Annotated in this window: 26 protein-coding genes and 1 pseudogene; 20 read left to right on the top strand and 7 right to left on the bottom strand. The window is 39.1% G+C overall.

Translation table 11 applies throughout. The features are described 5' to 3' along the window. Positions 1 to 5 precede the first annotated feature (5 nt). The 6 genes from IEV91_RS12045 to IEV91_RS12020 are packed head-to-tail and all read left to right on the top strand — an operon-like array spanning position 6 to position 6,409. Entirely contained in the window at positions 6 to 4,043 is a 4,038-nt protein-coding gene (locus tag IEV91_RS12045; protein ID WP_188497658.1) for a phage tail spike protein, read from the top strand. A gap of 3 nt (positions 4,044 to 4,046) precedes the next feature. Beyond that, positions 4,047 to 4,484 (top strand): DUF1617 family protein, encoded by a 438-nt coding sequence (locus IEV91_RS12040; protein ID WP_188497657.1) that lies wholly within the window; start codon positions 4,047 to 4,049, stop codon positions 4,482 to 4,484. Beyond that, positions 4,484 to 4,705, top strand: coding sequence for a hypothetical protein (locus IEV91_RS12035; RefSeq protein ID WP_188497656.1), 222 nt, complete (start codon positions 4,484 to 4,486; stop codon positions 4,703 to 4,705). Before IEV91_RS12040 ends, IEV91_RS12035 begins: the two co-directional genes overlap by 1 nt. Before the next feature lie 34 nt (positions 4,706 to 4,739). Further along, entirely contained in the window at positions 4,740 to 4,961 is a 222-nt protein-coding gene (locus IEV91_RS12030) for a hemolysin XhlA family protein (RefSeq protein WP_229745576.1), read from the top strand. Between the two features lie 15 nt (positions 4,962 to 4,976). Next, positions 4,977 to 6,152: a GH25 family lysozyme gene (locus IEV91_RS12025; RefSeq protein WP_188497655.1), complete on the top strand. Its 1,176-nt coding sequence runs from the start codon at positions 4,977 to 4,979 to the stop codon at positions 6,150 to 6,152. Between the two features lie 14 nt (positions 6,153 to 6,166). After that, positions 6,167 to 6,409 (top strand): phage holin, encoded by a 243-nt coding sequence (locus IEV91_RS12020; RefSeq protein ID WP_188497654.1) that lies wholly within the window; start codon positions 6,167 to 6,169, stop codon positions 6,407 to 6,409. A 288-nt stretch (positions 6,410 to 6,697) separates the two neighbouring features. Here the strand turns inward: IEV91_RS12020 and IEV91_RS21720 are convergent. From IEV91_RS21720 to IEV91_RS12005, 3 genes and pseudogenes are all read right to left on the bottom strand, one after another. Next, positions 6,698 to 6,922 (bottom strand): annotated as a pseudogene (locus tag IEV91_RS21720) (helix-turn-helix domain-containing protein); the annotation flags it as partial. Continuing rightward, a complete protein-coding gene (locus tag IEV91_RS12010; RefSeq protein ID WP_188497652.1) occupies positions 6,909 to 7,385 on the bottom strand; it encodes a hypothetical protein in 477 nt (158 codons plus the stop codon). The gene IEV91_RS12010 and the pseudogene IEV91_RS21720, both read right to left, overlap by 14 nt. A gap of 11 nt (positions 7,386 to 7,396) precedes the next feature. After that, positions 7,397 to 7,732: a hypothetical protein gene (locus IEV91_RS12005; protein WP_188497651.1), complete on the bottom strand. Its 336-nt coding sequence runs from the start codon at positions 7,730 to 7,732 to the stop codon at positions 7,397 to 7,399. A 207-nt stretch (positions 7,733 to 7,939) separates the two neighbouring features. Between IEV91_RS12005 and IEV91_RS12000 the strand changes: the two genes are divergently transcribed. The 4 genes from IEV91_RS12000 (at position 7,940) to IEV91_RS11985 (ending at position 10,103) form a co-directional block, all read left to right on the top strand. Then, complete coding sequence (locus IEV91_RS12000) at positions 7,940 to 8,665, top strand: helix-turn-helix domain-containing protein (RefSeq protein WP_188497650.1); 726 nt, start codon at positions 7,940 to 7,942, stop codon at positions 8,663 to 8,665. A gap of 116 nt (positions 8,666 to 8,781) precedes the next feature. Further along, the gene (locus tag IEV91_RS11995) at positions 8,782 to 9,426 is read left to right on the top strand and encodes a type II toxin-antitoxin system antitoxin SocA domain-containing protein (RefSeq protein ID WP_229745575.1); all 645 of its coding nucleotides are present in this window, start codon (positions 8,782 to 8,784) and stop codon (positions 9,424 to 9,426) included. After that, positions 9,407 to 9,823, top strand: coding sequence for a type II toxin-antitoxin system PemK/MazF family toxin (locus tag IEV91_RS11990; protein ID WP_229745574.1), 417 nt, complete (start codon positions 9,407 to 9,409; stop codon positions 9,821 to 9,823). The genes IEV91_RS11995 and IEV91_RS11990 overlap by 20 nt, the downstream gene beginning before the upstream one ends. Positions 9,824 to 9,899: 76 nt before the next feature. After that, positions 9,900 to 10,103 carry a helix-turn-helix domain-containing protein gene (locus tag IEV91_RS11985; protein WP_188497648.1) on the top strand — a complete coding sequence of 68 codons (204 nt, stop codon included), beginning with the start codon at positions 9,900 to 9,902 and terminating at the stop codon, positions 10,101 to 10,103. Positions 10,104 to 10,123: 20 nt separating this feature from the next. Here IEV91_RS11985 and IEV91_RS11980 read toward each other — a convergent pair whose 3' ends face one another. Then, positions 10,124 to 10,531, bottom strand: a complete 408-nt coding sequence (locus IEV91_RS11980; RefSeq protein WP_188497647.1) for a YhjD family protein — start codon at positions 10,529 to 10,531, stop codon at positions 10,124 to 10,126. 122 nt (positions 10,532 to 10,653) lie between these two features. On the opposite strand from IEV91_RS11980, the gene IEV91_RS11975 reads away from it, so the two are divergent. The 3 genes from IEV91_RS11975 to IEV91_RS11965 all read left to right on the top strand — a co-directional run bounded on the left by IEV91_RS11975 (position 10,654) and on the right by IEV91_RS11965 (position 12,006). After that, positions 10,654 to 10,869 (top strand): LexA family protein, encoded by a 216-nt coding sequence (locus tag IEV91_RS11975; RefSeq protein ID WP_188497646.1) that lies wholly within the window; start codon positions 10,654 to 10,656, stop codon positions 10,867 to 10,869. Between the two features lie 3 nt (positions 10,870 to 10,872). Further along, positions 10,873 to 11,073: a hypothetical protein gene (locus IEV91_RS11970; protein WP_188497645.1), complete on the top strand. Its 201-nt coding sequence runs from the start codon at positions 10,873 to 10,875 to the stop codon at positions 11,071 to 11,073. Between the two features lie 360 nt (positions 11,074 to 11,433). Next, entirely contained in the window at positions 11,434 to 12,006 is a 573-nt protein-coding gene (locus IEV91_RS11965; protein WP_188497644.1) for a hypothetical protein, read from the top strand. A 9-nt stretch (positions 12,007 to 12,015) separates the two neighbouring features. Here the strand turns inward: IEV91_RS11965 and IEV91_RS11960 are convergent, their stop codons facing one another. Further along, positions 12,016 to 12,216, bottom strand: coding sequence for a helix-turn-helix transcriptional regulator (locus IEV91_RS11960; RefSeq protein ID WP_188497643.1), 201 nt, complete (start codon positions 12,214 to 12,216; stop codon positions 12,016 to 12,018). A 482-nt stretch (positions 12,217 to 12,698) separates the two neighbouring features. On the opposite strand from IEV91_RS11960, the gene IEV91_RS11955 reads away from it, so the two are divergent. The 4 genes from IEV91_RS11955 (at position 12,699) to clpX (ending at position 17,605) form a co-directional block, all read left to right on the top strand. Next, positions 12,699 to 12,857 carry a hypothetical protein gene (locus IEV91_RS11955; protein WP_188497642.1) on the top strand — a complete coding sequence of 53 codons (159 nt, stop codon included), beginning with the start codon at positions 12,699 to 12,701 and terminating at the stop codon, positions 12,855 to 12,857. 329 nt (positions 12,858 to 13,186) lie between these two features. Further along, entirely contained in the window at positions 13,187 to 14,236 is a 1,050-nt protein-coding gene (locus IEV91_RS11950; RefSeq protein WP_188497641.1) for a tetratricopeptide repeat protein, read from the top strand. A gap of 297 nt (positions 14,237 to 14,533) precedes the next feature. Further along, positions 14,534 to 15,877, top strand: a complete 1,344-nt coding sequence (gene tig, locus IEV91_RS11945; RefSeq protein ID WP_188497640.1) for a trigger factor — start codon at positions 14,534 to 14,536, stop codon at positions 15,875 to 15,877. A gap of 450 nt (positions 15,878 to 16,327) precedes the next feature. Further along, positions 16,328 to 17,605, top strand: a complete 1,278-nt coding sequence (gene clpX, locus IEV91_RS11940) for an ATP-dependent protease ATP-binding subunit ClpX (protein WP_188497639.1) — start codon at positions 16,328 to 16,330, stop codon at positions 17,603 to 17,605. Positions 17,606 to 18,562: 957 nt separating this feature from the next. On the opposite strand, the gene IEV91_RS11935 is transcribed toward clpX, so the two are convergent. After that, entirely contained in the window at positions 18,563 to 20,140 is a 1,578-nt protein-coding gene (locus IEV91_RS11935; protein ID WP_229745573.1) for a glycine betaine ABC transporter substrate-binding protein, read from the bottom strand. A 9-nt stretch (positions 20,141 to 20,149) separates the two neighbouring features. Further along, positions 20,150 to 21,283 (bottom strand): ABC transporter ATP-binding protein, encoded by a 1,134-nt coding sequence (locus IEV91_RS11930; RefSeq protein ID WP_188497638.1) that lies wholly within the window; start codon positions 21,281 to 21,283, stop codon positions 20,150 to 20,152. A 561-nt stretch (positions 21,284 to 21,844) separates the two neighbouring features. Between IEV91_RS11930 and lonB the strand changes: the two genes are divergently transcribed. From lonB to yihA, 3 genes are all read left to right on the top strand, one after another. Then, positions 21,845 to 23,518: an ATP-dependent protease LonB gene (gene lonB, locus IEV91_RS11925; RefSeq protein ID WP_188497637.1), complete on the top strand. Its 1,674-nt coding sequence runs from the start codon at positions 21,845 to 21,847 to the stop codon at positions 23,516 to 23,518. Positions 23,519 to 23,605: 87 nt separating this feature from the next. Beyond that, the gene (gene lon, locus IEV91_RS11920; RefSeq protein ID WP_188497636.1) at positions 23,606 to 25,945 is read left to right on the top strand and encodes an endopeptidase La; all 2,340 of its coding nucleotides are present in this window, start codon (positions 23,606 to 23,608) and stop codon (positions 25,943 to 25,945) included. Then, positions 25,926 to 26,507 (top strand): ribosome biogenesis GTP-binding protein YihA/YsxC, encoded by a 582-nt coding sequence (gene yihA / locus IEV91_RS11915; RefSeq protein WP_188497635.1) that lies wholly within the window; start codon positions 25,926 to 25,928, stop codon positions 26,505 to 26,507. The genes lon and yihA overlap by 20 nt, the downstream gene beginning before the upstream one ends. The last annotated feature ends 111 nt before the right edge of the window (positions 26,508 to 26,618 follow it).

Raw genomic sequence — 26,618 nt, 5'->3', positions numbered from 1 at the left:
ATATATTGATCCATCTATTAGATAGCAATGAAAAAATTATAGACAACCTAGTTAATACAGGTGCAAAAAAGGCATACTGGGGAACAAAGTTTACACGTGATACTTCCACTGGACTATTCACTTTTGACGTAACAACCAATATTAGACGGTCATTTGACAATGTGACAAAGCTGATTGCACAAGAGCCAGACGGTGCGCTTCGGCTTTTTTTAATTTCTGCCTTAGAAAAAAACCACAGCGATAATGGACTAATTTATACCATTGGGGCAGATGGAGATTATGCATCGCTGAGTAAGGCCAAACCTCTGGCACCAACAACTTTAACAGGCGCCACAACTGAAACTGCCGTCGCTTATGCCATAGCTGGTACTGATTGTGTGATAGGTCAAGTGGATTTTCTAGGCACACAGGATATTACGACTACAGAGTACTTATCTCCTTGGGCGTTTCTTCAACAAGTTCAAAGTACCTTTGGCGGTATATTGGATTTGAGAGTCGAGATATCAGGTAATTCCATCGTAAAGTATGTCGATTTCAAAAGTCCTGACGATACTTTTAGTGGTGTGGAATTAGAATTTAATAGAAATATAGAAGGCATATCGGTAAAAGAAGATCGGACGAAGCGTGTCACGCGGATGGTTGGTGAAGCCTTTGATTCAGACGGCAAACTAGTCACTTTTGCAGAAATCAACGATGGTAAAGATTATGTTGAGGATGACGATGCTTATCAGCGTTGGAATATCAATGGCCAACACATTTACCAAATCCATCAATACGATTCTGAAAGTGAAGATGGAACGATTGATAAGCAAAAGATGATGAATGCTACACAGCAGGCCATGAGAGAGTCTATTAATGGTGTCACTGCCTACCAAGTTACGGGGATAGCCCTTGAACAAATGGATATAGACTATCAAAAGATTAGAACTTATATGAACATCCGTATAAAAGATACTGATTTTGACCCTGCTTTATATTTGACTGCCCAGGTGACCTATTCAGAAATGCCTGAAATGGGAGATCCTAATGGTGGTTACGTATATCAATTTGGGGATTATCAAAAAATTAATGTATCAACTGACCAAGAGATTGAAAACATCCAAAAAAAATTATTGCGCAACTCTAATACTTGGACATCGGCCAAAGGTGACGCGGTTGAGGCAAAACAAACGGCTAATGTGGCAAACACTACAGCCAATGATGCCAGCCAGACAGCTGTAAGTGCTCAAGGGACGGCAAACACAGCTCAACAAACAGCTAGCGATGCAGCAAACACAGCCAATCAAGCTTATACTCAGGCAACTAATGCTGCTCAAACGGCTGACGATGCGCTGACAGCGGCTAATGGTAAAAACACCAATTATTATGGTCCAGATCCACCCACTGATCCCCACCCCGGGGATAACTGGTTTGTGGAGGATGATAGTGGGACGATTACTGCCATTAAACATTGGGATGGCTCACATTGGGTCATTGACGTGGATAACGCCTCCATTAATGATGCGATAGCCCAAGCCCAACAGGATGTCACCAGCGCATTAAGTCAAGCTAATAGTGCTTATGATACGGTTAACCATCTATCGCAGGATGTCCAAACGGCTTTTGATAACGCTCAAAGCGCATTGGAAAAAATTAATAACCTTAGGATTAGTAGCCGGAATTTAGTCATCGACTCAACGTTTAACTCGGGGGACCTTACTCATTGGCAGGCTGCAGGGGGAACGGGTTATAAGGTGCTTCCTCCTGAAGGGGATAAACCTTCCTCAAACATTGTCCATTTAAGTAATGGAGACGGGAATGTCCAAATATGGTCAGATGCTGCAATGGTCAATGTCGATGGTTCTCAGGAATTTGTGGTGTCTTTTGATATAAAGATAGATGATCTTTCGATTGTTGAAGATTCAGACGTTATTTTTTGCGTAAGAACAGTAACTAATCCTAGAGATAATTCTAGCGCTAGTAGTAGCTGGCAACAGTACATCCGTAAGCAAGATGTATCTGGCCTTACTAATGGTCAGTGGGTCAGATATAGTGCTGTCATTAAACCATCTGCTGGTACTTATATTAGGGTCGCTCCTTATCTCGGCATGAATGGCTCTGTTTATTGGCGAGAGATTAGTTTGGTTGAAGGGAATAGGGATGCAGGATGGTCTCCTGCTCCGGAAGATACAGTAGCGCAATTTAAAGTGGTCAATAATGCTATTGCTTCGAGGGTTAGTCAAACAGATTACGACTCTAATAATCAAGCGATCCAGCAACAGTTTTCATCATTTACGCAAACATTGGAAGGTTTTCAAGCACAAGTGGCTGATGCCGAAGGCAATATTAATAGACTTACAGAGACGAGTAGTAGTTTGCAAAGCACGATTACAAACGTTAGCAACGCTAATGCAGCGAGTTATCAAGGAATAGCTGTTGGTGGTAATTTCACTGGGGAATTTTTAATCAATACTAATTGGGATGGGTCAAATAATCCTGCTGAAATCTTGATTGATACATCTAGGGGAAATAAATTTTATCATCCCAATGGAAGGGTATTTACGATTAAAAGTGGTCAAGAAATTGCCACCCAAATGGAGAATGGCAGTCCTGCTGTTAATGGATATATTATCTTTTATGGTAGTGATAGTAGTAGATTTCCAATAGATTCAACCGTAAGATCTCCAGATTTTATATTTGGAATTTATAAGGACGGTCAGTGGTACTACGATAACAATTCCGAATATGTACCTTTTATTCCAAATGAAGATGATTGTCTTGTTGCGAGAATCGGAAGGAGCTCAGACACTGTAACAGGTATTGATATTTTTTATCTGCTTAACCAATCAGGATTTGGGTCTCAAATAAGTCAACTTGCCGATGACATCAACCTTCGTGTGCAAAAAGGTGACGTCATTAACCAAATTAATGTATCCGATGAGTCTATTCTAATCGCAGGGAATCGAGTCCACATCACGGGGCAGACGACGATCGATAATGCCGTCATCAAGGATGCGATGATTCAAAGCGTTAGCGCCTCGAAACTAAATGTTAATCAGCTAAGTGCTATTAGTGCAAATCTGGGTAACATTACAGCAGGACATATCAAAGGGGTAACGATTGAAGGTTCGACAATTTCAGCGACCGGGGGAACGAACACCGTTCAGTTGACTAAATATGGTCTTGAATTGAAAAGTAGTGGTGGTAACGGTACTTATATCTCTCCCGGTGAAGGTATTGGATTCGGTGATTATTTTGATGGAAGTCCAAATTCAGCTATTTACTCAAACCCAGATAATACCATAACAATATCGGCTAAACATCTTCAAGTTATATCATCAGTGGGTAACGCGCTCCAGCTTGTCGGTTATGGCGGTGCTTCCTATATTGAGTTTTATCGAAATGTGGGCGATTCACGTACTGGATATTTCGGTGTACCATCCCCATCTAATGCAGATATGGGATGGACGAATCTGAATGGGGATATTGACATCACGCCCGTAACAAACGTTAATATCAACGGACACCTTACAATAGAGAAACAGACTTTCCGCATCATAACTGACTCAAGCTATGGGTACATCCAAACATCCCGAAGTGAGATTCGTGCGACACAATATGCCTCAGGCACGCTTATTCCGCTTAGAGCGTCGTCATTCCCCACGGGTTCCCTAGAGGAATATAAGCAAGACATTCAGCCGTGGGAGGATTCAGTGATTGACATCATTAAAAATGCTGATTTATACCAATATCGTCTAAAAAGCGAAGTCGAAGCGGGTATAGACAAAATCCGACACGGTTTCGTCATTGGCGATGGATACCGTACCCCAGAAATGGTGATAGACGGGGACGGTGTCGAACAATACGCGATGAACAGTTTGTCTCTGAAAGTCGGACAAGAACTCATTGCAAGAGATGAGGTTAAAGAACAGCGTATCCAAGTTTTAGAGGAACAAAGTCAAAACATTATTGTTAAACAAGCAGATCATGAAGATAGAATCGCAGATCTTGAGCAGGAACTTGTGGAAGCCAAACAAAGAATATCTCAATTGGAGGCGGCATAAATTATGAAAATCGAAATCGAAAACGGAAAATTACAACAGTCTATTGATTATTTATTTACTTTAAAATTATCGAGAAAACAATCTCGTGCCCGTAGGCATTTGATTGATCAACTCAAAGAGCGTAAAAAACGAGTGGATGCCGATCGGATGGAGCTCATCAATGAGTATTCTAAAAAGGATTCAGAGGGAAATCCCGTCGTTGAGAATAACATTTATATCATGAAAGATCAGGAAGCATTCAACGAGGCCATTAATGAATTAAACGAAGAAAAAATGGTCATTGAGGGTGGAGATCACCGTGAGATGATTCGGACAGTCAAAAGGGTCTTGAAGAAACTAATTGATGATGAAGTGGAATATGAAGGCGTACGTAGTGAAACTTTTGATTATCTCTGCGATCAATTTAAAGCGGATGAAGATGAAATGGGGGACGATGAATAATGAAACTAACTTTGACAGGGATTAATTTTAATTACACAAATGGATTCAATGCAGAATACACGGACGTAAAGCTAAACTTTAATAGTTCAGGTGGAACTTTTAACTCGAGCGGTTATGTAACTGTCACTAAAGATCAATATAGTGATGCAGCTGGGGATCCAGTGAAACTCGTTTCTCTCGTTAAACAACAAGTCATTGCAAGCTTAGATCAAGACGCCTAAAGGGGTCTATTTTTTATGTGTAAGGGGGCAAATCATGAGTGAGGAGAGAAATACAGTGGAACAGCACTATACAAAGCTTGAGGAAAGGATGACCAATGTTGAGACTAGGTTAGCTGTTGCAGAGTCGAATATTCAAGATATAAAAGAGGACATATCAAGCATTAAAAGTAATACCACGTGGATTTTGCGCCTGCTCATAGGCGCTTTTATTATGGCTTTAATTGCGCTTGTAATTAAGGACCCATCAATCTTATAAGGGAGAGTGGTTGGAATGGCTAAAGAAGAAAAATGGTTGGATTTATCGCATCATAATACAGTAACAAGCTGGGATGACATCGCCAAAAACTTTGACGGTGTCATTTTAAAGTGTACCGAAGGAAATGACTTTGTCGATCCTAAGTTTGCCGAGTATTATGCAGGGGCAACTAAGGCAGGGCTAAAAGTCCAAGCCTATCACTTTGCTCGATTTGCAAATGAGACGGATGCGCAATTAGAGGCAGACTTCTTTATTAAAACTTTGGCGGGTAAAGCTTTATACAATGACGAAGCTGTTTTGGACATTGAAGCAGACGATAATAAGTTGGACAAGGCTACGCTTACGGGATGTGTAATGTCCTTTAGCAAAGAGTTAAGCAAAAAAGCAGACTTAAAAACAGTGGTTTACTCCTATCCAAACTTTTTAAAGACAGAGCTCAATAAATTTAACTTGCCTGTGTGGCTCGCTGATTATTCAAGTGATGGGTCATACACAGATGAGCTATCCAAAGACTATGAGATTGTTATGGTCCAGTATACGTCATCTGGAAAGGCTACAGGAGTAAGTGGAAATGTTGATCTTGATCGTCGGGTGATTGCTCAATTGTCTCAAGTAACGGACAAGCCTAAAACAGAGCCAAAGCCAAAACCTAAGGATGATGGTCTACTCAAAAATGGAGACACAGGATCAAAGGTTAAGGCTGCTCAATCAAAGCTTATCGCCCTTGGCTATTACAAAGGCAAGGTTGACGGTATCTTTGGTCCACAAACGGAGGCGGCGGTCAAAGCGTTCCAAAAGGCTCAAAAAATCCAAGTGGATGGGATCATCGGACCTGATACTCAAAAACATTTGGATAGCGCAAAGGCTCCTAAGCCGGGCGGCGGGACTTATACTGTAAAATCTGGAGATACCCTCTCTGAAATTGGTGCGGCGCATAATGTTGATTGGCATGACATTGCCGAGCTTAACGACATTAAGGGTCCTAAATATGTTATCAAAGTAGGACAAAAACTTAAGTTGCCGAGTGGGGCTAAACAGTCAGCTACTAAGACCTATACAGTTAAAAAAGGCGATACGTTGAGTGGAATTGGTGTTGATCTCGAAGTTGATTGGCATGATATCGCAAAGCTTAATGGCATCAAGGCGCCATACGTTATCCAACCAGGACAAAAATTAAAATATAAGAAATAAGGGAGAGGTTTTATTTGAAAAATATTAGCAAATCAACCATTATCCGTACAGTCGTTTTAGTTGTCATGATCATTAATCAGGTGTTGGCAGTATTTCATAAGTCTCCACTGCCATTTAGTGATGAAGAAGTCGAGAATGGTATTTCCACAGTCTTAACCATCGCTTCTGCAGTATGGGCTTGGTGGAAAAACAACAGCTTTACAAAGGCAGCTATTCAAGCGGATCACTATAAAGACTCAATTAAAAAAGCTTCATAATAAAAGCCCTCAGCCTAAATGGTTGGGGGCTTTTTTGTTTTATTTTTCTTCATCATCTTCTGAAATTGACTCAAGCCATTCATCATATTCATTTTTCGGACTAATTTCCTCATACTTTACCAAATTTAACTTTATGAGTTTATTTGTTTCAAAAATAATATCGGTTAAAGCTTGACGCTCAGGTGAGAGTACTTCTGTATTTTCATGCGCCTCATATAGAGTAGCGTGCTGATTCCTAAGTGCTTTGTCAAATTCTAATATCTTATCTAATACCTCGCGGTTTGTTAACTTTCTTTTTCCAAACCATTTTTCCATAGCTTCAGCGGATACAATCCATTCTTTTCGCTGGCCATCAGGTTTTTGAAAGTACTTAATAAGTCCAGATGCGATCATCTCGTTTAACGTATCCTCACCAACAATAGATGGCTTGAGTTTGTTTTTTATAGCGTCCTGTGGCAAATCCCACTTTTGGGTTGCCTCGGAAGGCGTCATGTACTTGTCAATCTCTTTCATTATTTTTTTCCTCCTTTGGTAAGTGCAATTTTTCTAATTTTAAACGGCCATTATAATAAGCATCGTCAGCCGATTTAAATCCTGATTTATAATACTTCTTGCCCTTAACGGTGATCCACGCACGATATCTCAATTCTTTTGATTTACGAGTGTAGTATTTGGCAACCCCTCTAAATCCCGTAGTGCTATCCTTACGTGGATCTTGCCCCTTATATAGTGGTTTAACAACACCATCAACGCGTTTGTTGTCATACGATTCACGTAGGTTCTTACGTTCTGTTTCCTTTTTCAAACATCCACACGATCTTGTTTGCCCAGTTGTTAGATAAGTGCTCATAACAACGACGTAATTGCCACAATCACACTTACATCGCCAAACGACACGACCATTTTTCCTGGCATCTAACTTTTCTACGACAACCAGACGACCAAATCTTTTATCTTTTAGATCAACAAATCCCATATAGTGTCACCTCAGATACAAACGGATTTTGGAACCCAAAACTCATTAACAATATCGACTCCACACTCGCGGGCATAAGCTTCGATAAAGTAAGCTTTCGCAGTTTCTTTTTTTACAGTGTAAACGGATTGCTGGATTTGAGTGACAGCGCTAGGATGGCCAAACTCCTTTTTCAAAAACCAGTCTTGGATAGCGACGATCTTTCCACCTTTTTTAGCAAGTAAAGCTTTATAATTTTTCCAAGATAGCTTCAACGCTTCTGCAAAGTACTCTACAGCTTTACCACCATACTTTTTAGCCCCTATCTTTGCATATCTCCAAGCGTTTTGCATGAGTAGTTTTTTCATTTTCTTTACCTCCCGTTTGATTTGTTACTTATACTATATACCTTATAAGGTAAAAAGTAAAGAGTAAAATACGATAAAATAAACATTTTATAAAAATATTTTAACCTTATAAGGTAAAATTATACCTGTGGTTAATGTTTTAGTGCGATAACGCATGTGTTATACTATGAGAAAAACATGCGTTATCGCATATAAGGAGGAGAAAAAATGCTAGATATGATTATAGGGGTAGAAAAGGCAGCTGAACTGTTAGGTCTAACTCCAGGAACAGTAAAAAACTATTGCTCAGAAGGTAAATTAAAGGCGACAAAGGTTGGAAATACATGGATATTAGATAAGAGTAACCTTAAAGTAAATGAAAAAAGAAAAAGAGAACTCAAGGGTTTAAATGATCTATTTTTAAACGGGCGAAGGTTAACGAGTATGACAAGCGCATCATCTGATGTTGATAACAAAAATAGATATTCCGCACATTTTAGAGAGGTTAATCCCAGTCCAAGTGATGACGTAAACCATTATAAGGTGACGTGGGATTTGACATATTTTTTAACAGCAGAAGCCCAGCGGGAATTTGAATGGGGAAAGCCACATTTTTTATCAGTGGATGAGGATCCAGAAACCACAGTTAATTATTTTTCTAAATTCGTCCCCTATGACCTGGAGATATCTATGGGAGGTAAGGATTTTAAGATTATAAACAGACCAGTCAGTTTATCTTCTGGCGTCGAATATTGGGCGGGGGCGATAGATGGAGATGGAAACCCTTATAAGTTGTTTTGGAACGTTGTCAACATGATCGACCCCTATAGGATTGAGATGATTAATGATCAAAGGTTATACTGTCACAGGTGTTTAAAACCATGGGCGTCACAAGGTAATAAATGCGTGGATGAGGATGGTCACGAATATAAGATAAATAAAACAGAAGATTGATTGAGATCCTTTTAAGCAAAAAAATTAAAGGATATTTAAAATTAATGTAGAATAAGTCGATATAACCAATATAGTGATGTTTTTCTGTCGTTAGAGGATGGGAGGGAAAGTTTATTGTGGAATTAGTAAAATCCTTATTGGTATATTTTTTAAAGAATTCGAATAAGGATCTAGGTAGAACAGAACTAATGAAGTATCTTTATGTCTTTGAGTATTATTATTACCAGATGTTCGGTGAACAGTTTACAAACCTAAAATTTGAAAGGTATAAGTTTGGGCCAAATGAGAGTGCGGTAGTGGATGCAACCTATGAGTTACAAGATGCAGGAATAATTCATATAAATGAGTATACAAATTATTATAATAGTACATCCTATGATCATCGCATAATTAATGAGAAAATAGAAACATATGAATTAGATACCAACGCTGAGTTCGTTGCTAGTTTTGTTAGCGGGATTCTAGGGAAAGAGAATTATAGAGGAGTATTAGAATTTGCATATAATACCCCTCCTATGAAGGAAATCCTCCATGAAGAAAAGGAAGATGGCACCAATCACTATGGAAGGGTGGTTGATATGTCTAAAACAGGACCAATATTTAAGTCGTCAAATGAGGCACGTCTTGAGGCGATAAAAAGATTAGAGGCCAGGAAACAAAATAAGGGATCAGATGAAGAATACTATGCTCACCTTTTAGAGCGTTTTCGTGAATTCGAAGATACTAGAAGGAGGGCAAATGATGTTGAATCAAAGTTATAATTCTAGGAAGCAACTTATTGATGAAAGGCAATTTGTTTTTGGGTCTGTTTGGAAAGTTGACGATCGACACATTTCCTTGCCCACTGCTGATCGAACAGATTCGAGAAAAAAACATGAGGATAGGTGGGTGGTGGTTGTTTCTAATTCAAGCGAAAACCACCATCCACTTTGTCCTGTTGTTTCAGTTGCCCCCTTATCTCATAGAACTGATTTAAAAAGAAATTTTGATTTAGAATTATTTAACAAACGAGATAGTGTTGCAGTTGATTGTCTGTTGCAATTAAAATTAATGCAACCAATTTTAAAAGTCGATTTATTTGAATGCCAAAATGAAATATCTATAGATGCAAAAGTCGAATTACAAGTATTATTACAAGAATTTTTTGGCCTAATCTAATTATACGAATACATAAGCAGGGAATTGTTGAATTATGTCGAACCCCCATATAAATGCCAAATATGGGGGTTGTGCTATGTATGTCGTTGACTTAGAAAAGATGAAAAGGCTTAGAAAAGAGAAAATGTCCTTGGAAAAGATGGCGTCTCTGATCGGTTATAAAACCATCAACGGTTATTACTACCTCGAGACAGGACGCTCTGAGATCACGGCCAACAAGCTTGCTCAAGTAGCCGAAGTGCTTGGCGTTGAGATTATGGACTTATATAAAAAAGTGTAGCCCTCTTAATTGAGGGCTTTTTATCTTTGCGTAGGCCTTACCACATGTCTCATCGAATCGTGCTCATATTTAAACTCTGGCGCACCATCGATGTTAAATTTACTTGTCATCCTCGACTCAACCCAGGTTGATGCAACAGTAGGGTGATAACCAATGTTGTGTTTCCAACCTCTCACCCACACCTCATAAGACAGCTCCGACTTGCGATAAAACCTCATTTTCTGTTTAAAAACATTTTTCTTTATCTCACTTAACTCTTTATATAATTGGCTTCTTATTTGTTCTAATAACATGCGATATGGGCTCTTAAATTTTAATTTGCTCTTTCCTAAATGATCGAGATCATGCTCGACTACTTTAATGGCTAAGGGCAACAAGATATAATTTTGTACAAGCATTTCCTCTTCATCGGTCAAGGTCATACTCATTTCTTCACCTCATAAATACAAATATATGTTTGTATTATATCACAAAAGACTTGAAACACGAATGAATGTTTGTGTATAATAATATTATCGAATGAACGTTCTTATTATAAGGGGGATTAAAAATGGAGTTAGGCAAAACAAGTAGAAGGGTACTAAAGGCAATCGCAAAATTATCTTCCGAGTGTGGGTACCCACCAACTGTCCAAGAAATCGGGGACGAGGTAGGACTAAAATCAACAAGTACGGTTTATGGTCATCTGGAACGGTTGCAAAAGTCGGGCTATATTTCATGGCAGCCTGCAAAGCCAAGAACGATACGTGTACTTCAGGAGGACTGAAAAATGAGCTTTGATAAGAGTGATATAATTGAAATCATTTATATGGATTTTAGTGGAGTTATCAGCCATAGAACAATCAGAGTGATTAAACAAAAAGGCACTCTGTTAGTGGCACATTGTTATACAAAGAAATCCATTCGTACTTTTTATAACGATAATATTTTGAGTTGGAAGCTGATTAAGAGGGCGCAAATAGCGTCATGAGACATTTACACGTTATAAGATGCCAAGAACATCGGAGCATTTATGATAAATTGTCTGAAGACACATCCGTATATTTATTTTACGCGATTGAAATGCGGATAATAATTACTGTATTGTACTATGATCATAATGATAAAAGGAAAAAGCAGATAACTGGATATGCAGAAAACATTAACGGATATACGGACTGGATTAAAATTAAAAATGACGCGAGTAGTATAATCGTTTTTATATCCGATATTATAGATGTCGAATTGAATGAAGAATAAAGGATATTGTTAATATTTTCTTGATTTAAAAGGAATTTATTTCCCTGTGTCGAATATTGTTATTTACAAAGAGATATAGGGGGTAGTCAATATGGGAATAGAGAAAGAAGAAAATCAACAACCCAAATCATTTTTTCAATCAAAAATATTATGGATTGTAATTGCTTTGATAGTCTTGATAGGTTGTATAATCGGCGGGATATTATATCACAATTATCTAGTTGCTAAACCGGGTAAAATATATCTTAAAAAAGTAAATGATGTAGCAGAAAATATTCTAATCAATAATTCAAGTGCCGATTTAATGATTTATCAATACGAAGATGTTTGGGATGAAGCGATCCAAAAAGAAAACGATATTGACAAGGCAGTAAATGACCAATATAAAGTTTTCGAAGAAGACGGCAGCATTTCACAATTAAACAGTGATCAAGCTAAAATCCAAAAGAGAATTAGTGATTTAAGCGATTACCCAAAGGGGTATAAAGAGTACTATGATCTAATCAAAGAGTGCAATACTACAAACTTACGATACGTAAATTTGGCTATCGATCCATCTGGATTAACATACCAAAGCTACAGGGATAAAACATTAAAAATAAGCAAACAGTTTTTAAAGGAGTACGATCAAATAATGAATAGGATTAAGCAAAAACCTCACTAAAGAGGTTTTTTATTTTTGTTCTATAAGGTGCCCCCATAAATCTTCTACTGTTGTATTTAAAACACGAGCTAACCTAAGAGCAACTTTGATGCTTGGATCACTTCTACCATTGCAAATAAGAGACAAGGCGCTTTTTGAGACCTTGGATTTTTCGGCAACCCATCCCTTTTTTAATCCTAGCTCTTTTATCCTTTTATCAATCGGAGTCATTTTAATCACCTATTAAATATTTCTTTAGAGGACAGGTTTATCCCTTTTAAAACTTTAAATTAAAAAATTGAAAGGACAAGATATATCGGACAAACAGTGCCTCATAAGCATTAACAAAAGCATTTAAAAAGGATTATTCAAACCACTTTTCATAGCTTGGTAATTAAAACCGAATATTCCATACCCTGCAGTTTCGAAGAAAGGAAGGGTATCGGCAGTGTGCTTTTCCATCCCAACTATTTCTAGAGAAATATCTAAAGAGGAGGTGCGCATGTGCTCTTTTCGATTGCATCAACTGTTGTGTTTGGATCAAAAGGAGAAAGGTTATCAGTATATGATGAACGCAGCTATTGGATACGTTCTTGTACAAATGCTTCCCTTGTTTATCGATCTATTGTCCAGTATCGGAAGCGCCATATCTTAAATCATAGAGGAATTAAATTTCTAGGTGTCGAATACTGCATAAAAAGGGGATGATATTATTGGATAATAACAAATTAGATAGAGCTGCCGAGAAGTTAGATAAGATAAGCAAAAGCACAAATAAAGCAGGGAACTCACTAATGAGTTTTGGGTGTTCAATGATGTTTGTGCCCATATGTATTATTATTTTGATTATTATTTGGGCGATGCTTAAATAAGATATAAGCAAGTACGGATTAGCACATACTTGCTTATATTACATGCGATTATTTTTTTACACAAATTTTACACATTGATATTATCAAACCCTTAGAAACTGTGTGTTTCTTCCTATTATATAGCGTCCTCCTGGGACGCCATAACTTAAAAAACAAATGTAATATAATATAACGTCCATTGGTACTTGATAGTACTTTATGGGCGTTATTTATTTGCCTAAAAATACTTTATTAAATACCTGAAGTGAGAATAAGCGTGTGGCTTTATTGTTTTGTGACAGTGAACCTGCTACACTATACGAAGCATATTTGAAAGGAAAGTGGGTGATATGATGACTTCAAAAGATCAGAATCACAATAATGTTGTTCAATTCCCACGATTATCAGAGCGATTATTAGAAAAAGCCATTACTACTTTAAAGTCTAAAAACTATAAAGAAGCCTTAGACCTTTTTAAACAATTAGAACACCTTGAGCCAAATCATCCTCAGGCCTCTTATGGACTTGCGGTGTGTTATGTTGAGCTAGGTTTATATGAAGAAGCAAGAGGTTTAACTAAAGCAATGTTGCATAAGGCTATCGGCAATTATTATGATGTTTTAAAGCTACACATTACCGTCCTTATACAAATGAGGGAATATAATGAAGTTCTTAATATTATTGATGCGGTATTAGCTGAAAATGATGTGCCAACTGAGATAAGACAAATCTTACTCCAGCTAGCCCATTTTGCAGAACAAAGAAGAGATGAAACCCATGATGATCCCCAATTAGTTGATGAGCTGTCCAAAGATTTAGGACTCCAGCGGGAGATTTCTCCAACTGATGAGGTCCCAAGACACATTGTTCAAGAAATTGAAGAGGGCTTGCGAAGTGGGAATCATGAGCGGCAATGGTCGGCCATAAACTTAGCGCAGCGGTATAAAGCGGCTTTGCCTAGTTTAATTAAGTATCTGGAAGAGGAAGGTGACCCTATACTCAAAAGTCTTGTTTTGCAAGGTCTAAAAGAGGGTGGCTTTCAGGATAAAGTGAATGTTGTCAAGTTCAACACCACCTATACTGTTGATTTAAGTCAACCACTATTTTATAATGGATTTTCGGATAGTATTAACAGAATGCTAGAGGATATATTATCGTCGAATAATCCCACGTTAGAGGAAGTGGCGTCACAAATTTGGAATCATTTTGTCCTATTGGTTTACCCTCGGCCTCTAGAACCTCTTGATGCTAAGTTATGGGCGGCGGCTTGCTATCTTTATTCACTACATATTAGTGGAATAGAAGACGATAGTGAAACGATTGAACTCCTTTTTGATACTCCTATAGAAAACGTCTATCCTTTAGTAGAAGTTATCCGTTCTTTTGAAGAAAATACATAATATATCATTGATTTCCGTATAAGAGTCTATTATGATATAATGTAATGGTTGAAAAGAGAGTGTTCAAAAAGTTTGGTGGAAATAGCTTTCGAATTCTAGTGTTAGCTCGCTTTTTCCTTCTTTGAAAGAGATGTAAATCACGCGAACGATAAATCTGTTCGTTTTCTTTTAATAGTAAGTAATTGAGGAGCGGTATATTTTTAGATTTTCGGTACTTTTTGGCCCCTTTTTGAACAGGTTCTAAATTGAAATCGGTAAGATACTAAGTATGAAGTTGAATGTTGGAGGTAAGAATATATGGATGTAAAAGCACATTGGGAGAAACATGAGGGAAATCAAGGCACACTTACTTTTGAAGTGGATGCTGAGAGTTTTACTAAGGCACTAGATCAAGCGTTCAAAAAGGTGGTCAAGCAGGTCAATATTCCTGGCTTCCGTAAGGGGAAGGTACCACGCATGATTTTTGAACAACGTTTTGGTGTTGAATCACTTTATCAAGACGCTGTCGATATTGTCCTACCAGAAGCATATTCAAAGGCAATTGATGAGACTGGGATTGAGCCAGTTGACCAACCAGATGTTGATATCGATAAAATTGAAAAAGGTAGCGAGTTGATTTTCAAAGCTGAGGTCACTGTTAAACCAGAAGTGCAATTAGGAGATTACAAAGGTTTAACGGTTGAAGAGCAGAATACTGAAGTGACTGATGAAGAAGTCGACGAACAAATTAAACAGCTTCAAGAACGCTATGCTGAACTTGCTGTTAAAGAAGATGGCGAAATTGAGGATGGCGATACAGCTGTTATTGATTTTGAAGGCTTTGTTGATGGTGTGGCTTTTGAAGGCGGAAAAGGCGAAAACTATTCTCTTGAGATTGGTTCAGGCTCTTTCATTCCAGGTTTTGAAGAACAGTTGATCGGTCTTAAAACAGGAGAAGAGAAGGATATTACAGTAACCTTCCCTGAGGAATATCATGCCGAAGATTTAAAAGGTAAAGAGGCTGTTTTTAAGGTAAAGGTTCATGAAATCAAAGTAAAACAACTCCCTGAATTAGATGATGAATTCGCTAAAGATGTGGATGAAGAAGTAGAAACCTTTGCAGAACTAAAAGAAAAAACGGCAAAACAATTAAAAGATCAAAGAGAACAAGCGGCTACAGCTACTATCCGTGATGAAGTTGTTGAGAAGGCTGCCCAAAATGCAACTATTGATATTCCAGAAGCCATGATTAAGAGTGAACAAGATCGCATGGTTCGTGAATTTGAACAACAAATTCAATCACAGGGTATGACCATGGATATGTACTATCAATTCTCTGGTACTGATGAAAATGGCCTACGTGAGCAAATGAAAGAAAATGCAGAAACACGTGTCCGCGCGAACTTGACACTTGAAGCCATTGCAGAAGCTGAAAACATTGAAGTATCCGATGAAGAGGTTGAAGAAGAAATTCAAAACATTGCAGATACGTATAAAATTGATGTTGAGCAAGTGAAACAAATGTTAACTCTTCAAGGTGGTAACGAAGCCGTTAAAGGTGATTTGAAAGTTCGTAAAGCAGTTGATCTCCTCGTAGAGAATAGTAAAGCTGTTCCTAAAAGTGAAGAAAAAGAAGAGAATACTGAAGAAGTTAGTGAATAATATTTAAAGAGGCAATTCACAAAAAGCAAACAACTACGCATAGAGTCAAGGGTCTATTGATTCCAAAATGACGAATTTAATGTTTAACTGAAGACAAACAAGGCACGTTCAACGTGCCTTGTTTCTTCAAACTCACTTTGCAGATGTACACTTAATTACCCTTCATTATAAAGGCAAACAAGTTAAAGGATTGAATTTCCTAAATTTGTGGTATTAAAAGAAATGAGGAAATGAGTGTATTTTTCATCTGTTTTACATATCCTTTTCATAAGGCGAATCATTATTGTCGTTCCTGCTTTTATGTTACAATGCATACATAGCCAAAGGCAGCTTGCTTTTATGGTTGTTTAAGCTTTTTGTTTGAACGACGACTCAAAAATAGGTATTCTAGAGGAAATCAATTCGCTCTTTTCTGCCCGTGCTTAAAAGACAGAGACTAGGGGTGAAAGTATGTTTAAATTTAACGAAGAAAAAGGACAATTGAAATGTTCCTTTTGTGGGAAAACTCAAGATCAAGTAAGAAAGCTGGTTGCAGGACCAGGTGTATATATCTGTGATGAGTGTATAGAATTATGCACTGAAATTGTCGAGGAAGAACTGGGCAGCGAAGAAGAAGTTGAGTTTAAGGATGTACCGAAACCACAACAAATTCGGGAAATTCTTGATGATTATGTCATTGGTCAAGAAGAAGCGAAAAAGAACTTATCTGTTGCTGTATACAACCATTATAAACGTATAAATGCCAAGCAAAAAAATGATGACGTTGAATTGCAAAAAAGTAATATTGCCATGATTGGACCAACGGGGAGCGGGAAAACTTTACTCGCACAAACGATGGCAAAAATCTTAAATGTTCCTTTTGCGATTGCGGATGCAACGTCGTTAACAGAAGCGGGTTATGTTGGTGAAGATGTTGAAAATATTCTTCTCAAACTGATTCAGTCAGCTGATTATGATGTTGAAAAAGCCGAACGTGGGATTATTTACATTGACGAAATTGATAAGATTGCTCGAAAGTCAGAGAACCCGTCAATTACACGTGATGTGTCAGGTGAAGGGGTGCAACAGGCACTTTTAAAAATCTTAGAAGGTACTGTTGCAAGTGTTCCGCCTCAAGGAGGAAGAAAGCACCCTCATCAAGAATTTATTCAAATTGATACGACAAATATTCTCTTTATTTGTGGTGGGGCTTTTGATGGAATCGAACAAATTATTAAAAGACGCTTAGGGAAGAAAGTTATTGGCTTTGGGGCAGCTGATGCTTCCAAACAAGAGGTCGATAGCAAGGACGATTATTTAAAGAAAGTTCTTCCAGAGGATTTACTTAAGTTTGGACTTATCCCAGAGTTTATTGGTCGACTTCCAGTTGTGGCTTCTCTCGAACAATTAGATGAGGATGCCCTTGTGGAAATTTTAACGAAGCCAAAGAATGCGCTTGTTAAACAATACAGCAAGCTCCTTGAACTCGATAATGTCGAGCTTGAGTTTACAGAAGACTCCCTTAGAGCTATTGCTCAAAAAGCGATTGAAAGAAAAACAGGTGCCCGTGGGTTGAGATCCATCATTGAAAACATAATTCTTGATGTGATGTATGATCTTCCTTCTCGTGATGATGTTGAAAAATGTATTATTACGAAAGAGACTGTTGAAGGTAAAGTCGGCCCAACATTAGTGATGGACGATGGAACCGTGATTAAAAATGAACAATCACCTAAAGAAAGTGCATAATTGAATTAACACAGAAAAAGGTCTCATCCGATAAGGGTGAGACCTTTTTGCTATATCAGTTGCTTTTTTACTAAAGAAAAGAACTTAGGAATTGAAGGAAATTGCGACGTCAATTCGATCGGCTTTGACAGCTCATACCTTATTATATTTAGTGTTTAACAACCGCTTCGGCAGAATACTTCGCTTTCCGTGGGCACGGCCTCAGCTAACTTTGGAGTCAGTTTTTTGGTGCTCCAAAGTGGATCTTCGGACGCGTGCTGTTCCCACTGGAGTCTGCGTATTCTGCCTACGCTAGGTAAGATGATTTGATTTACTTGCAACTAGAGTTAATATTAGCTTAAAAGAAAGCAAAGATGCCCAATCTTTTCATCAATAAGCATCGACAGCATGGAAGTGGATTGGAGTGAAAGGCGCGAGATTCGGAACACCTCAGGAAAAGTGTGTTCCTCAGCGCCGCTGACTCACGGGTGCATAAAATAGAGTCCTTCGGGAACGGGGCCAGCGTGACTTCACGAATACACTTCGAGTAGTTCCGAGAAAGCTGACGACGAAGCGGTACGAGTAGACGCAGGAACAGGAGATTTTTATTCATAAATACTTGGAACAAAATAGTCCATTCCCAAGTTAGCTGAGGCCACTAAGGACGATCGGTTAAAATCGTCACGTCATTAAGGAACTTCGACTAAAATCGTCACATCCGTGTGACAACGTCGAAGCTAGCACATCCTGTGCGTCGAACACCGATCCACCCCACGTCAAAAAATCGTAAGAACACGATTTTTCTGCGAGGACTAATCTCTTAGTCGCTTTCCTTAGTCCTGTGGGCATGAGGAAACCGAGCGACCTGGAGCGGAAATCCACCTACCCGTTACGTCGCAATCTATATGAACAGCGTTGATGCATAGGGTGCCTTTATTCATAAAGTAAACCCTCGACGATAAAGTCGAGGGATAAAAATTAATCAATCAACCCTTCTTTTTTCAACCAATTGACAGCGACGTCTTCGTAGTCCTTTTTATCCAGATCGACTTGTTTATTGAGTGATTGCATGGTTTGGTCGTCGATTTTACCTTGTAGCATGTTGAGTACTTTTTTTAATTCTGGATGGGCTTTAAGGGTGTCATCACGGATAAGTGGCGCAGCGTAATAAGGGGGAAAGAAATGTTTATCATCTTTTAAGACTTTAAGATGATAGGCGGGAATCCGCCCGTCTGTGCCAAAGGCGTCAATAACGTCGACCTCTTTATTCTTTTCTGAGCTATACATGATACCGGAGTCCATTGACTTGGTCGAAGCAAAATTGAGACCATAAGCTTTTTTTAATCCCGGATATCCGTCTTTCCTTTCCAAAAATTCTGGTTCGGAACCAAGGGTGAATTTCGATTCGACTTTTTTTAGATCGGAGATGGTGTTGAGTCCGTATTTTTCGGCATCTTCTTGCCTGACCGTTAAGGTATACGTATTATTAAAGCCAATCGGCTCTAACCAATCCAGATCATACTTCTCCTTAAATTGTTTCTTGACAATATCATAGACTTTGTCAGGATCACTGACGATATCGTGCTTTAATATTTCGATTAATCCTGTTCCTGTGTATTCACAGTAGAGATCATAATCCCCTTTTTTGACTCCATTAAAGACAGGAGAAGTTCCTCCCAAAAAAGAGTGGTATTCTACATTCAAATCTGTTTTATCCTCAATGAGATGTCCCATAATGTACACCATAATTTGTTGCTCAGTAAAATTTTTACCCGAGATAACAATGGTATTATCACGATCACCGCCAAGGCTCTTTAAGGTGAAATTACCGACAAGAGCAAGAATGATGATCCCGACGATCGACCAGCGGAGGACCTTTATTGTTTTATGAGAGGGTTTTTTGTTGTCTTGAAGTCCCTTTGGTGTGACATCTTCTTCAAGTTTTTTTAGGAGATAATCAAAAATAATCGCAAGAACAGCAGCTGGGATAGCACCGCTTAAGATGAGACCGGTGTTTAACGTTTGGAGTCCTCGATAAATTAAATCACCGAGACCACCAGCCCCAATTAGACCTGCAATAGTGGCTACACCAATGACGAGAACAGAGGCTGTTCGTACACCACCCATGATGACTCGTAAAGAGAGAGGGAGTTCGACCATCCAGAGGATTTGTCGGTTTGTCATCCCCATCCCTTTACCAGCTTCAATGATGGAATCGTCAACACCCATAATGCCTAAATACGTATTCCGAAGGATAGGCAACAAGCCATAAACGGTTAAGGCAATAATAGCGGGTAGCTTTCCTGTACCGATAAATGGGACGAGAAAAACAAGTAAGGCGAGACTAGGAATTGTTTGAAAGATAGAGGTAATTCCTATAATAGGACCTGCTACGTTTTTATGACGTGTGAGGAAAATACCCAAAGGAACGGAGATAATAATCGCGATGAGTATTGAGAGAAAAGAGAGATAAATGTGCTCTAAAATCAAGTTCCAAACCATTGACCAACGATTAACAAAGACATCAAGTGTTTCATGAAGTATATTTATTGTCATCACCTCTTTTTATTGGATAATTTGATCAACAATATGCTCGACAAGACTGGCGCGATTGACAATACCTAGAAGCTTTCGGCTATCGTGTTCTATCACTGGAATAAAACCATATTGAGAAGTGTTGACACGCTGAAAAGCCTCTTCAGCAGGGACATCCGGTGTAAGGACTTTAAGGTCCGTCTGTTTAATATCATTCAAAGTTAGGTTTTCGTTTTGATAATTCTTTTGGGCATCCCAGACGGTGGCAATCCCTAAATAAGTATCGTCTTTATCTACAACAATGAGATTGTCGACGCGGCGCTTTCGCATGGTCTTAAGAGCTTCAGCAAGACCTCGGGTTGAATAAGCCGTGATAGGCTTGACCATTAATTTTTTTAAGCTCGGTAAATTGACGCCTTCACTTTCAATATTATCTTGGATCCTTTCTTCACCAATGAAATTATGGACAAAATCGTTGGCGGGATGGCGTAGGATATTCTCGGGAGTATCTAATTGTACGATTTCACCATCTTTCATAATACAAATGCGATCGGCTATTTTTAATGCCTCATCCATATCATGGGTAACAAATACTATAGTTTTGTGAATTTCTTTTTGGAGTTTGACCAACTCTTCTTGAAGTTGCTCCCGACTAATAGGATCGAGGGCACTAAACGGTTCATCCATGAGAATAATTTTGGGATCTGCTGCTAAACCGCGGATGACGCCGATTCTTTGTTGTTGCCCTCCACTTAATTCAGAAGGGTAACGTTCTCCGAAAGTTTCGGGGTCCAGTCCGACCATTTCCATAAGTTCATTCACCTTATCAAGGTAACGGTCTTTTTCCCATTTTTTTAACCGGGGGACAAGCGAGACATTTTCTCGAATCGTCATATGAGGAAGAAGCCCGATCTGTTGGATCACGTAACCAATGTTACGACGAAGATTGACCGGGTTTTCATTCGCGATATCTTTTCCCTCGATCATAATCGTGCCTTTTGAAGGTTCAATTAAACGATTAATCATTTTCATGGTTGTCGTTTTCCCGCATCCACTCGGACCAATAAGTACAAGGAGTTCTCCTTCTTTTACTGTAAAAGAAATATCCTTTAAGGCTTTAAAGCCATCCTCATAAACTTTCGAGATCTCTTGAAATTCAATCACAACAACACCTCCTGTTTTCATTTGTTTAAAAAATCCCACGTTAAAGTGTATTTTTCTACATAAGAGTAAAAAAATACAATATTAACTCTAGCATGAACACAAAAGGGGCTCAAATCCAATTTTTCTTGATATTTGTTTGATTTTCGGTATTATAAATCATTTGTGTCTAAAAACTGCAAAATGGTTAAAAAAGATAGCGATACGTTAGCTTAGAGCGATTAAGGAGTAAAAGAAGGAGCTTACATAAGAAAAAATTGTGCAGTATTGGTTGTCATCGGTAGACGGAAGGGGTTTCCGCCTCAGGCTGTTCACTTTTTTTGGTCATAGGTCTATGGACTTCTTCTCGGGGAATATAACCCTCCAGGATATTTGTCCTTTTTGGCGTGAGTTAAGTTGGTATTCGACGCACAAGGTGCGCCTTGCTTATTTTTTATACCCTGTTTCCTTGTAAATAAATCCTTTAAATTGACCTTTTCATCAATGTTTTTGCATTCGATTGTTTACTCCTACCGTTCGTCGGAAATACTAACGCAAAGAAGGAAATCAGGAGGTAGATGTGTCATGAATTGGACAACGCTTTTAGTTTTAGTCCAGCTCTTTTTTGGTGTCGTCATTGGACTATACTTTTGGAATTTACTGCGTAATCAACATTCACAAAAATCATCCATTGATAAAGAGTCTAAAAAGGAAATGGAACAACTCCGTAAATTAAGAAATATCTCATTGACTGAACCTTTATCAGAAAGAGTGCGTCCGCTTTCAATGGATGATATTGTTGGGCAAAAGGATGGGATTCAAACATTAAGAGCCGCATTATGTGGACCCAACCCGCAACATGTGATTATTTATGGTTCACCAGGGGTAGGAAAGACAGCGGCTGCTCGTCTTGTGTTGGAGGAAGCAAAACGAAATTGGCATTCTCCTTTTAAACCTTCTTCTGTTTTTGTTGAACTAGACGCGACAACCGCACGCTTTGATGAAAGAGGGATTGCTGATCCGCTGATTGGAAGTGTTCATGATCCCATTTATCAAGGGGCGGGAGCAATGGGGCAAGCGGGTATCCCTCAACCAAAGCAAGGAGCAGTGACCCATGCCCATGGTGGCGTTTTGTTCATTGATGAGATTGGTGAGCTTCATCCCATTCAAATGAATAAATTATTGAAGGTTTTAGAAGATCGTAAAGTCTTTTTAGAAAGCGCCTATTACAGTGAAGAGAATACACAAATCCCCCCGCATATCCATGATATTTTTCAAAATGGATTACCTGCAGATTTTAGATTGATTGGAGCCACAACACGCTCTCCTGAGGAAATCCCGCCCGCGATCCGTTCAAGGTGTCTTGAAGTTTTTTTCAATGATTTAAAAATAGAGGATATTAAGGTGATCGCCAGACGTGCTGCGGAAAAACTTAAAATTAAAGTGGACGAAGCTTGTATGACTAAAATTGCCGAATACGCACGTAATGGGCGAGAGGTGACGAACATCATGCAAATTACGGCGGGAATTGCGATATCACGAAACACTGAAACCATTACTTTAGAAGATATAGAGTGGGTTATTCAATCCAGCCAATTACAACCAAAACCTGATAAAAAGGTACATAATGAAGCTGTTGTCGGTCTTGTTAATGGCCTTGCTGTCTACGGTCCTAATCGTGGGGCCTTATTAGAAATTGAAGTAACAGCAACTAGAAGTCGTAAGGGAAGCTTAACGATAACAGGGATCGTGGAAGAAGAGACGATGGGATCACAAACTAAATCGATCCGACGTAAAAGTTTAGTCAAGAGTTCGATTGAAAATGTTATTACTGTTTTGAATAAAATGGGTGTTCGGGCTCATCAATATCATATCCATGTGAATTTTCCAGGAGGAGCCCCAGTGGATGGTCCGTCAGCGGGTATAGCGATTGCTACCGCCATCTATTCGGCGATAAAAAATATTCCGATTGATCCCTTTATCGCAATGACAGGAGAGTTAAGTATTCACGGTGCGGTTAAGCCGATTGGTGGAGCCATGGCAAAAATTGAAGCTGCTCGGGATGCTGGAGCGAAACGCGTGATTATTCCACAAGAAAATTATCAGTCCCTGTTTAAGGAAATAAAAGATATTGAAATCATTACTGTTGGACGATTGACTGAGGTGTTAAGTCAAGCCTTACAAGGACCGATTGAGCCTGAAAAAGAGGATGTTATTCCAGCGACTTCACAATTTCAATCGCCATCGCAATCAGTTTAGGGTTATTTTTGTGCTCATGGAGCTTAAATTAGACAACATAAAAGTTTATAGGTAGAATTGTACAGAGTATGTAATGGAGGTGTTATCGTGCCAAAAAACCAGATAAAAACCATACCTCTTCTTCCGCTTCGAGGACTTCTCGTCTATCCATCGGTTGTTCTTCATTTAGATGTCGGGCGAGATAAGTCCGTTGAGGCCCTTGAAAAAGTCATGCTAGATGATCAGAAAATCTTTCTCGTTGCACAAAAAGAAATGGCAACAGAAGATCCTGGACCAGATGACATTTATAAAATAGGTACAATTTCTACCGTTAAGCAAATGTTGAAATTACCCAATGGTACCTTTCGAATTTTAGCCGAGGGTGAACATAGAGGTCGGATACAGTCGTATTCGAATACAGACGGTTTTTTTGAAGCAAACGTAGAAATTATTGAAGAGGATCAAACGATTGATCTAGAAACGGAAGCGCTCATGCGGAGTACGCTAGATCAATTTAGCAATTATATTAATTTATCTCGAAAAATTACTGCTGAAACCTTGGCTACTGTGCAAGACATTGAAGAGCCTGGACGTTTGGCGGATGTGATCGCTTATCATTTGCCTCTTAAAAATAAGGAAAAGCAGAAGTTGCTTGAGACCTTAGATATAAAAGAACGCTTAAGAGAATTAATTGGCATTCTAAGTAATGAGCAAGAAGTCCTTGGCTTGGAGCAAAAGATCGGTCAGAGAGTAAAAAAGTCAATGGAAAGAACTCAGAAGGAATACTATCTTCGTGAACAAATGAAGGCTATCCAAAAGGAACTAGGTGACAAGGAAACTAAGGAAGATGAAATTGGCAGCCTGCGCGAGAAGATTGAGGGCTCGGCCATGCCCGAAAAGGTCAAAGAGACTGCACTTAAAGAACTTGCTCGCTACGAGAAAATACCTCAAAGTTCAGCAGAGAGCGGTGTGATTCGCAATTATATTGATTGGTTACTGCAATTGCCATGGGACCATGAGACCGAAGATAATCTTGATATTCGCCATGCTGAAGAAACGATGAACAAAGCCCACTATGGTTTGGACAAGGTCAAAGAGCGTGTGCTTGAATATCTTTCAGTTCAAACCCTTACGAAATCATTAAATGGCCCGATCCTTTGTTTAGTTGGCCCTCCTGGTGTTGGGAAAACCTCATTAGCCCGGTCTGTTGCGGAATCGCTGAACCGCCATTTTGTACGTATCTCCTTAGGTGGGGTTCGGGATGAAGCGGAAATAAGAGGGCATCGTCGGACGTATGTTGGTGCCATGCCTGGACGGATTATCCAAGGGATGAAAAAGGCGGGGACTATTAATCCTGTGTTCCTTCTAGACGAAATTGATAAAATGTCTAATGACTTTCGTGGTGACCCTGCAGCAGCGTTGCTTGAGGTTCTTGATCCTGAACAAAACAATGTGTTTAGTGACCATTATATCGAGGAACCTTATGATTTAAGTAAAGTCATGTTTATTACAACGGCAAATAATGCTCAGACCATTCCAGGCCCGCTGTTAGATCGTATGGAGCTTTTGTCTATTGCGGGTTATACAGAACTTGAGAAGTTACACATTGCTATGGAACATCTTATTCCTAAACAAGTTAAGAAGCACGGATTGAAGAAAAATCAGTTCCGTGTAAAGGAAGAGGCTGTACTCTTCCTGATAAGAAGTTATACACGTGAAGCAGGAGTCAGAAGTCTTGAACGAGCAGTCGCTTCTCTTTGTAGGAAAGTGGCAAAACTCATTGTGACGGGTGAAAAAAAATCGGTGACACTCACGTCTAAAATGATAGAAAAACTACTCGGGAAGCCCACCTTTAGACAAAATGAGGCGGAAACGGAAGATCAAGTAGGTGTCGCCACTGGTCTCGCGTACACTCCTTATGGGGGGACCACTTTATTTATAGAAGTTTCAACCTCTAAAGGTAAAGGGCGATTGACCTTAACGGGAAAACTGGGAGACGTGATGAAGGAATCGGCTCAAGCAGCCCTGAGTTATGTGCGCTCGCGTGCCGATGATTTAAACATCTCAGCCAATTTCAGTGAAACGACGGACATTCATATCCATGTTCCAGAGGGCGCAACTCCGAAGGATGGACCTTCTGCGGGGATAACGATGGCTACGGCAATTGTCTCTGCTCTCACTGGTCGCCCAGTTAAAAAAGAAGTGGGAATGACCGGTGAAATCACTCTACGTGGTCGAGTATTACCCATTGGTGGTTTAAAGGAAAAAACATTAAGTGCTCATAGAGCGGGTCTCAAAACCATTATTATTCCAAAGGATAATGAAAATGATTTAGAGGATATTCCTGAGAGTGTGCGGAAGGAGTTAACCTTTATTAAGGCCAGTCATTTAGATGAGGTTCTCAAGCACGCCTTAGGTGGTGAAAAAATTGAAAGTGAAAAGCTCTGAGTATGTCATTAGTGCAGTTGGGCCAGAACAGTGGCCCACAGATGGTCTACCTGAAATTGCTTTATCAGGACGTTCAAACGTCGGGAAATCATCCTTAATTAATCATCTTTTAAACCGTAAAAACTTGGCACGGACATCACAAAAACCGGGGAAAACGCAGAAAATCAATTACTTTATTATTAATGAGGCCTTTTATTTCGTTGATGTTCCAGGCTATGGCTATGCCCAAGTCTCTCAAAAAGAAAGACAAGCTTGGGGACGAATGATGGAGCAGTATTTTGCTGAGAATAAGCAGTTGCGGGTTGTTGTGGCGCTTGTGGATTTTAGACATCCACCAACAAACGATGATATACAAATGTATCAGTTTCTTAAATACCATGAGATTCCTGTCATTGTCGTGGCAACAAAGTGTGATAAAGTACCAAAAACCAAGCGACCTAAACAGCAAAAGATTATTAAAGGAAAACTGGACCTTCATCCAGAAGATACGTTTATCGTCTTTTCTTCACAAGAAGGCATCGGGAAAGACGCCTTATGGAAAGCAATCGAAGCCTATCTTTAATACGGCTTTTTGCTAGAAGCAGTTCCTATTCCCAAGTCATGAAATAGTTGAAGGAAATGGCGACGTAACTCACCACACATAAGCACCGCTACGGAAATACACTACGCTTTC

This window comes from Pullulanibacillus pueri, from assembly GCF_014639255.1.
Taxonomy (GTDB): domain Bacteria; phylum Bacillota; class Bacilli; order Bacillales; family Sporolactobacillaceae; genus Pullulanibacillus; species Pullulanibacillus pueri.
Note: the sequence above shows the minus strand (reverse complement) of the source record. Positions and strands in the feature narration are given on the sequence as shown.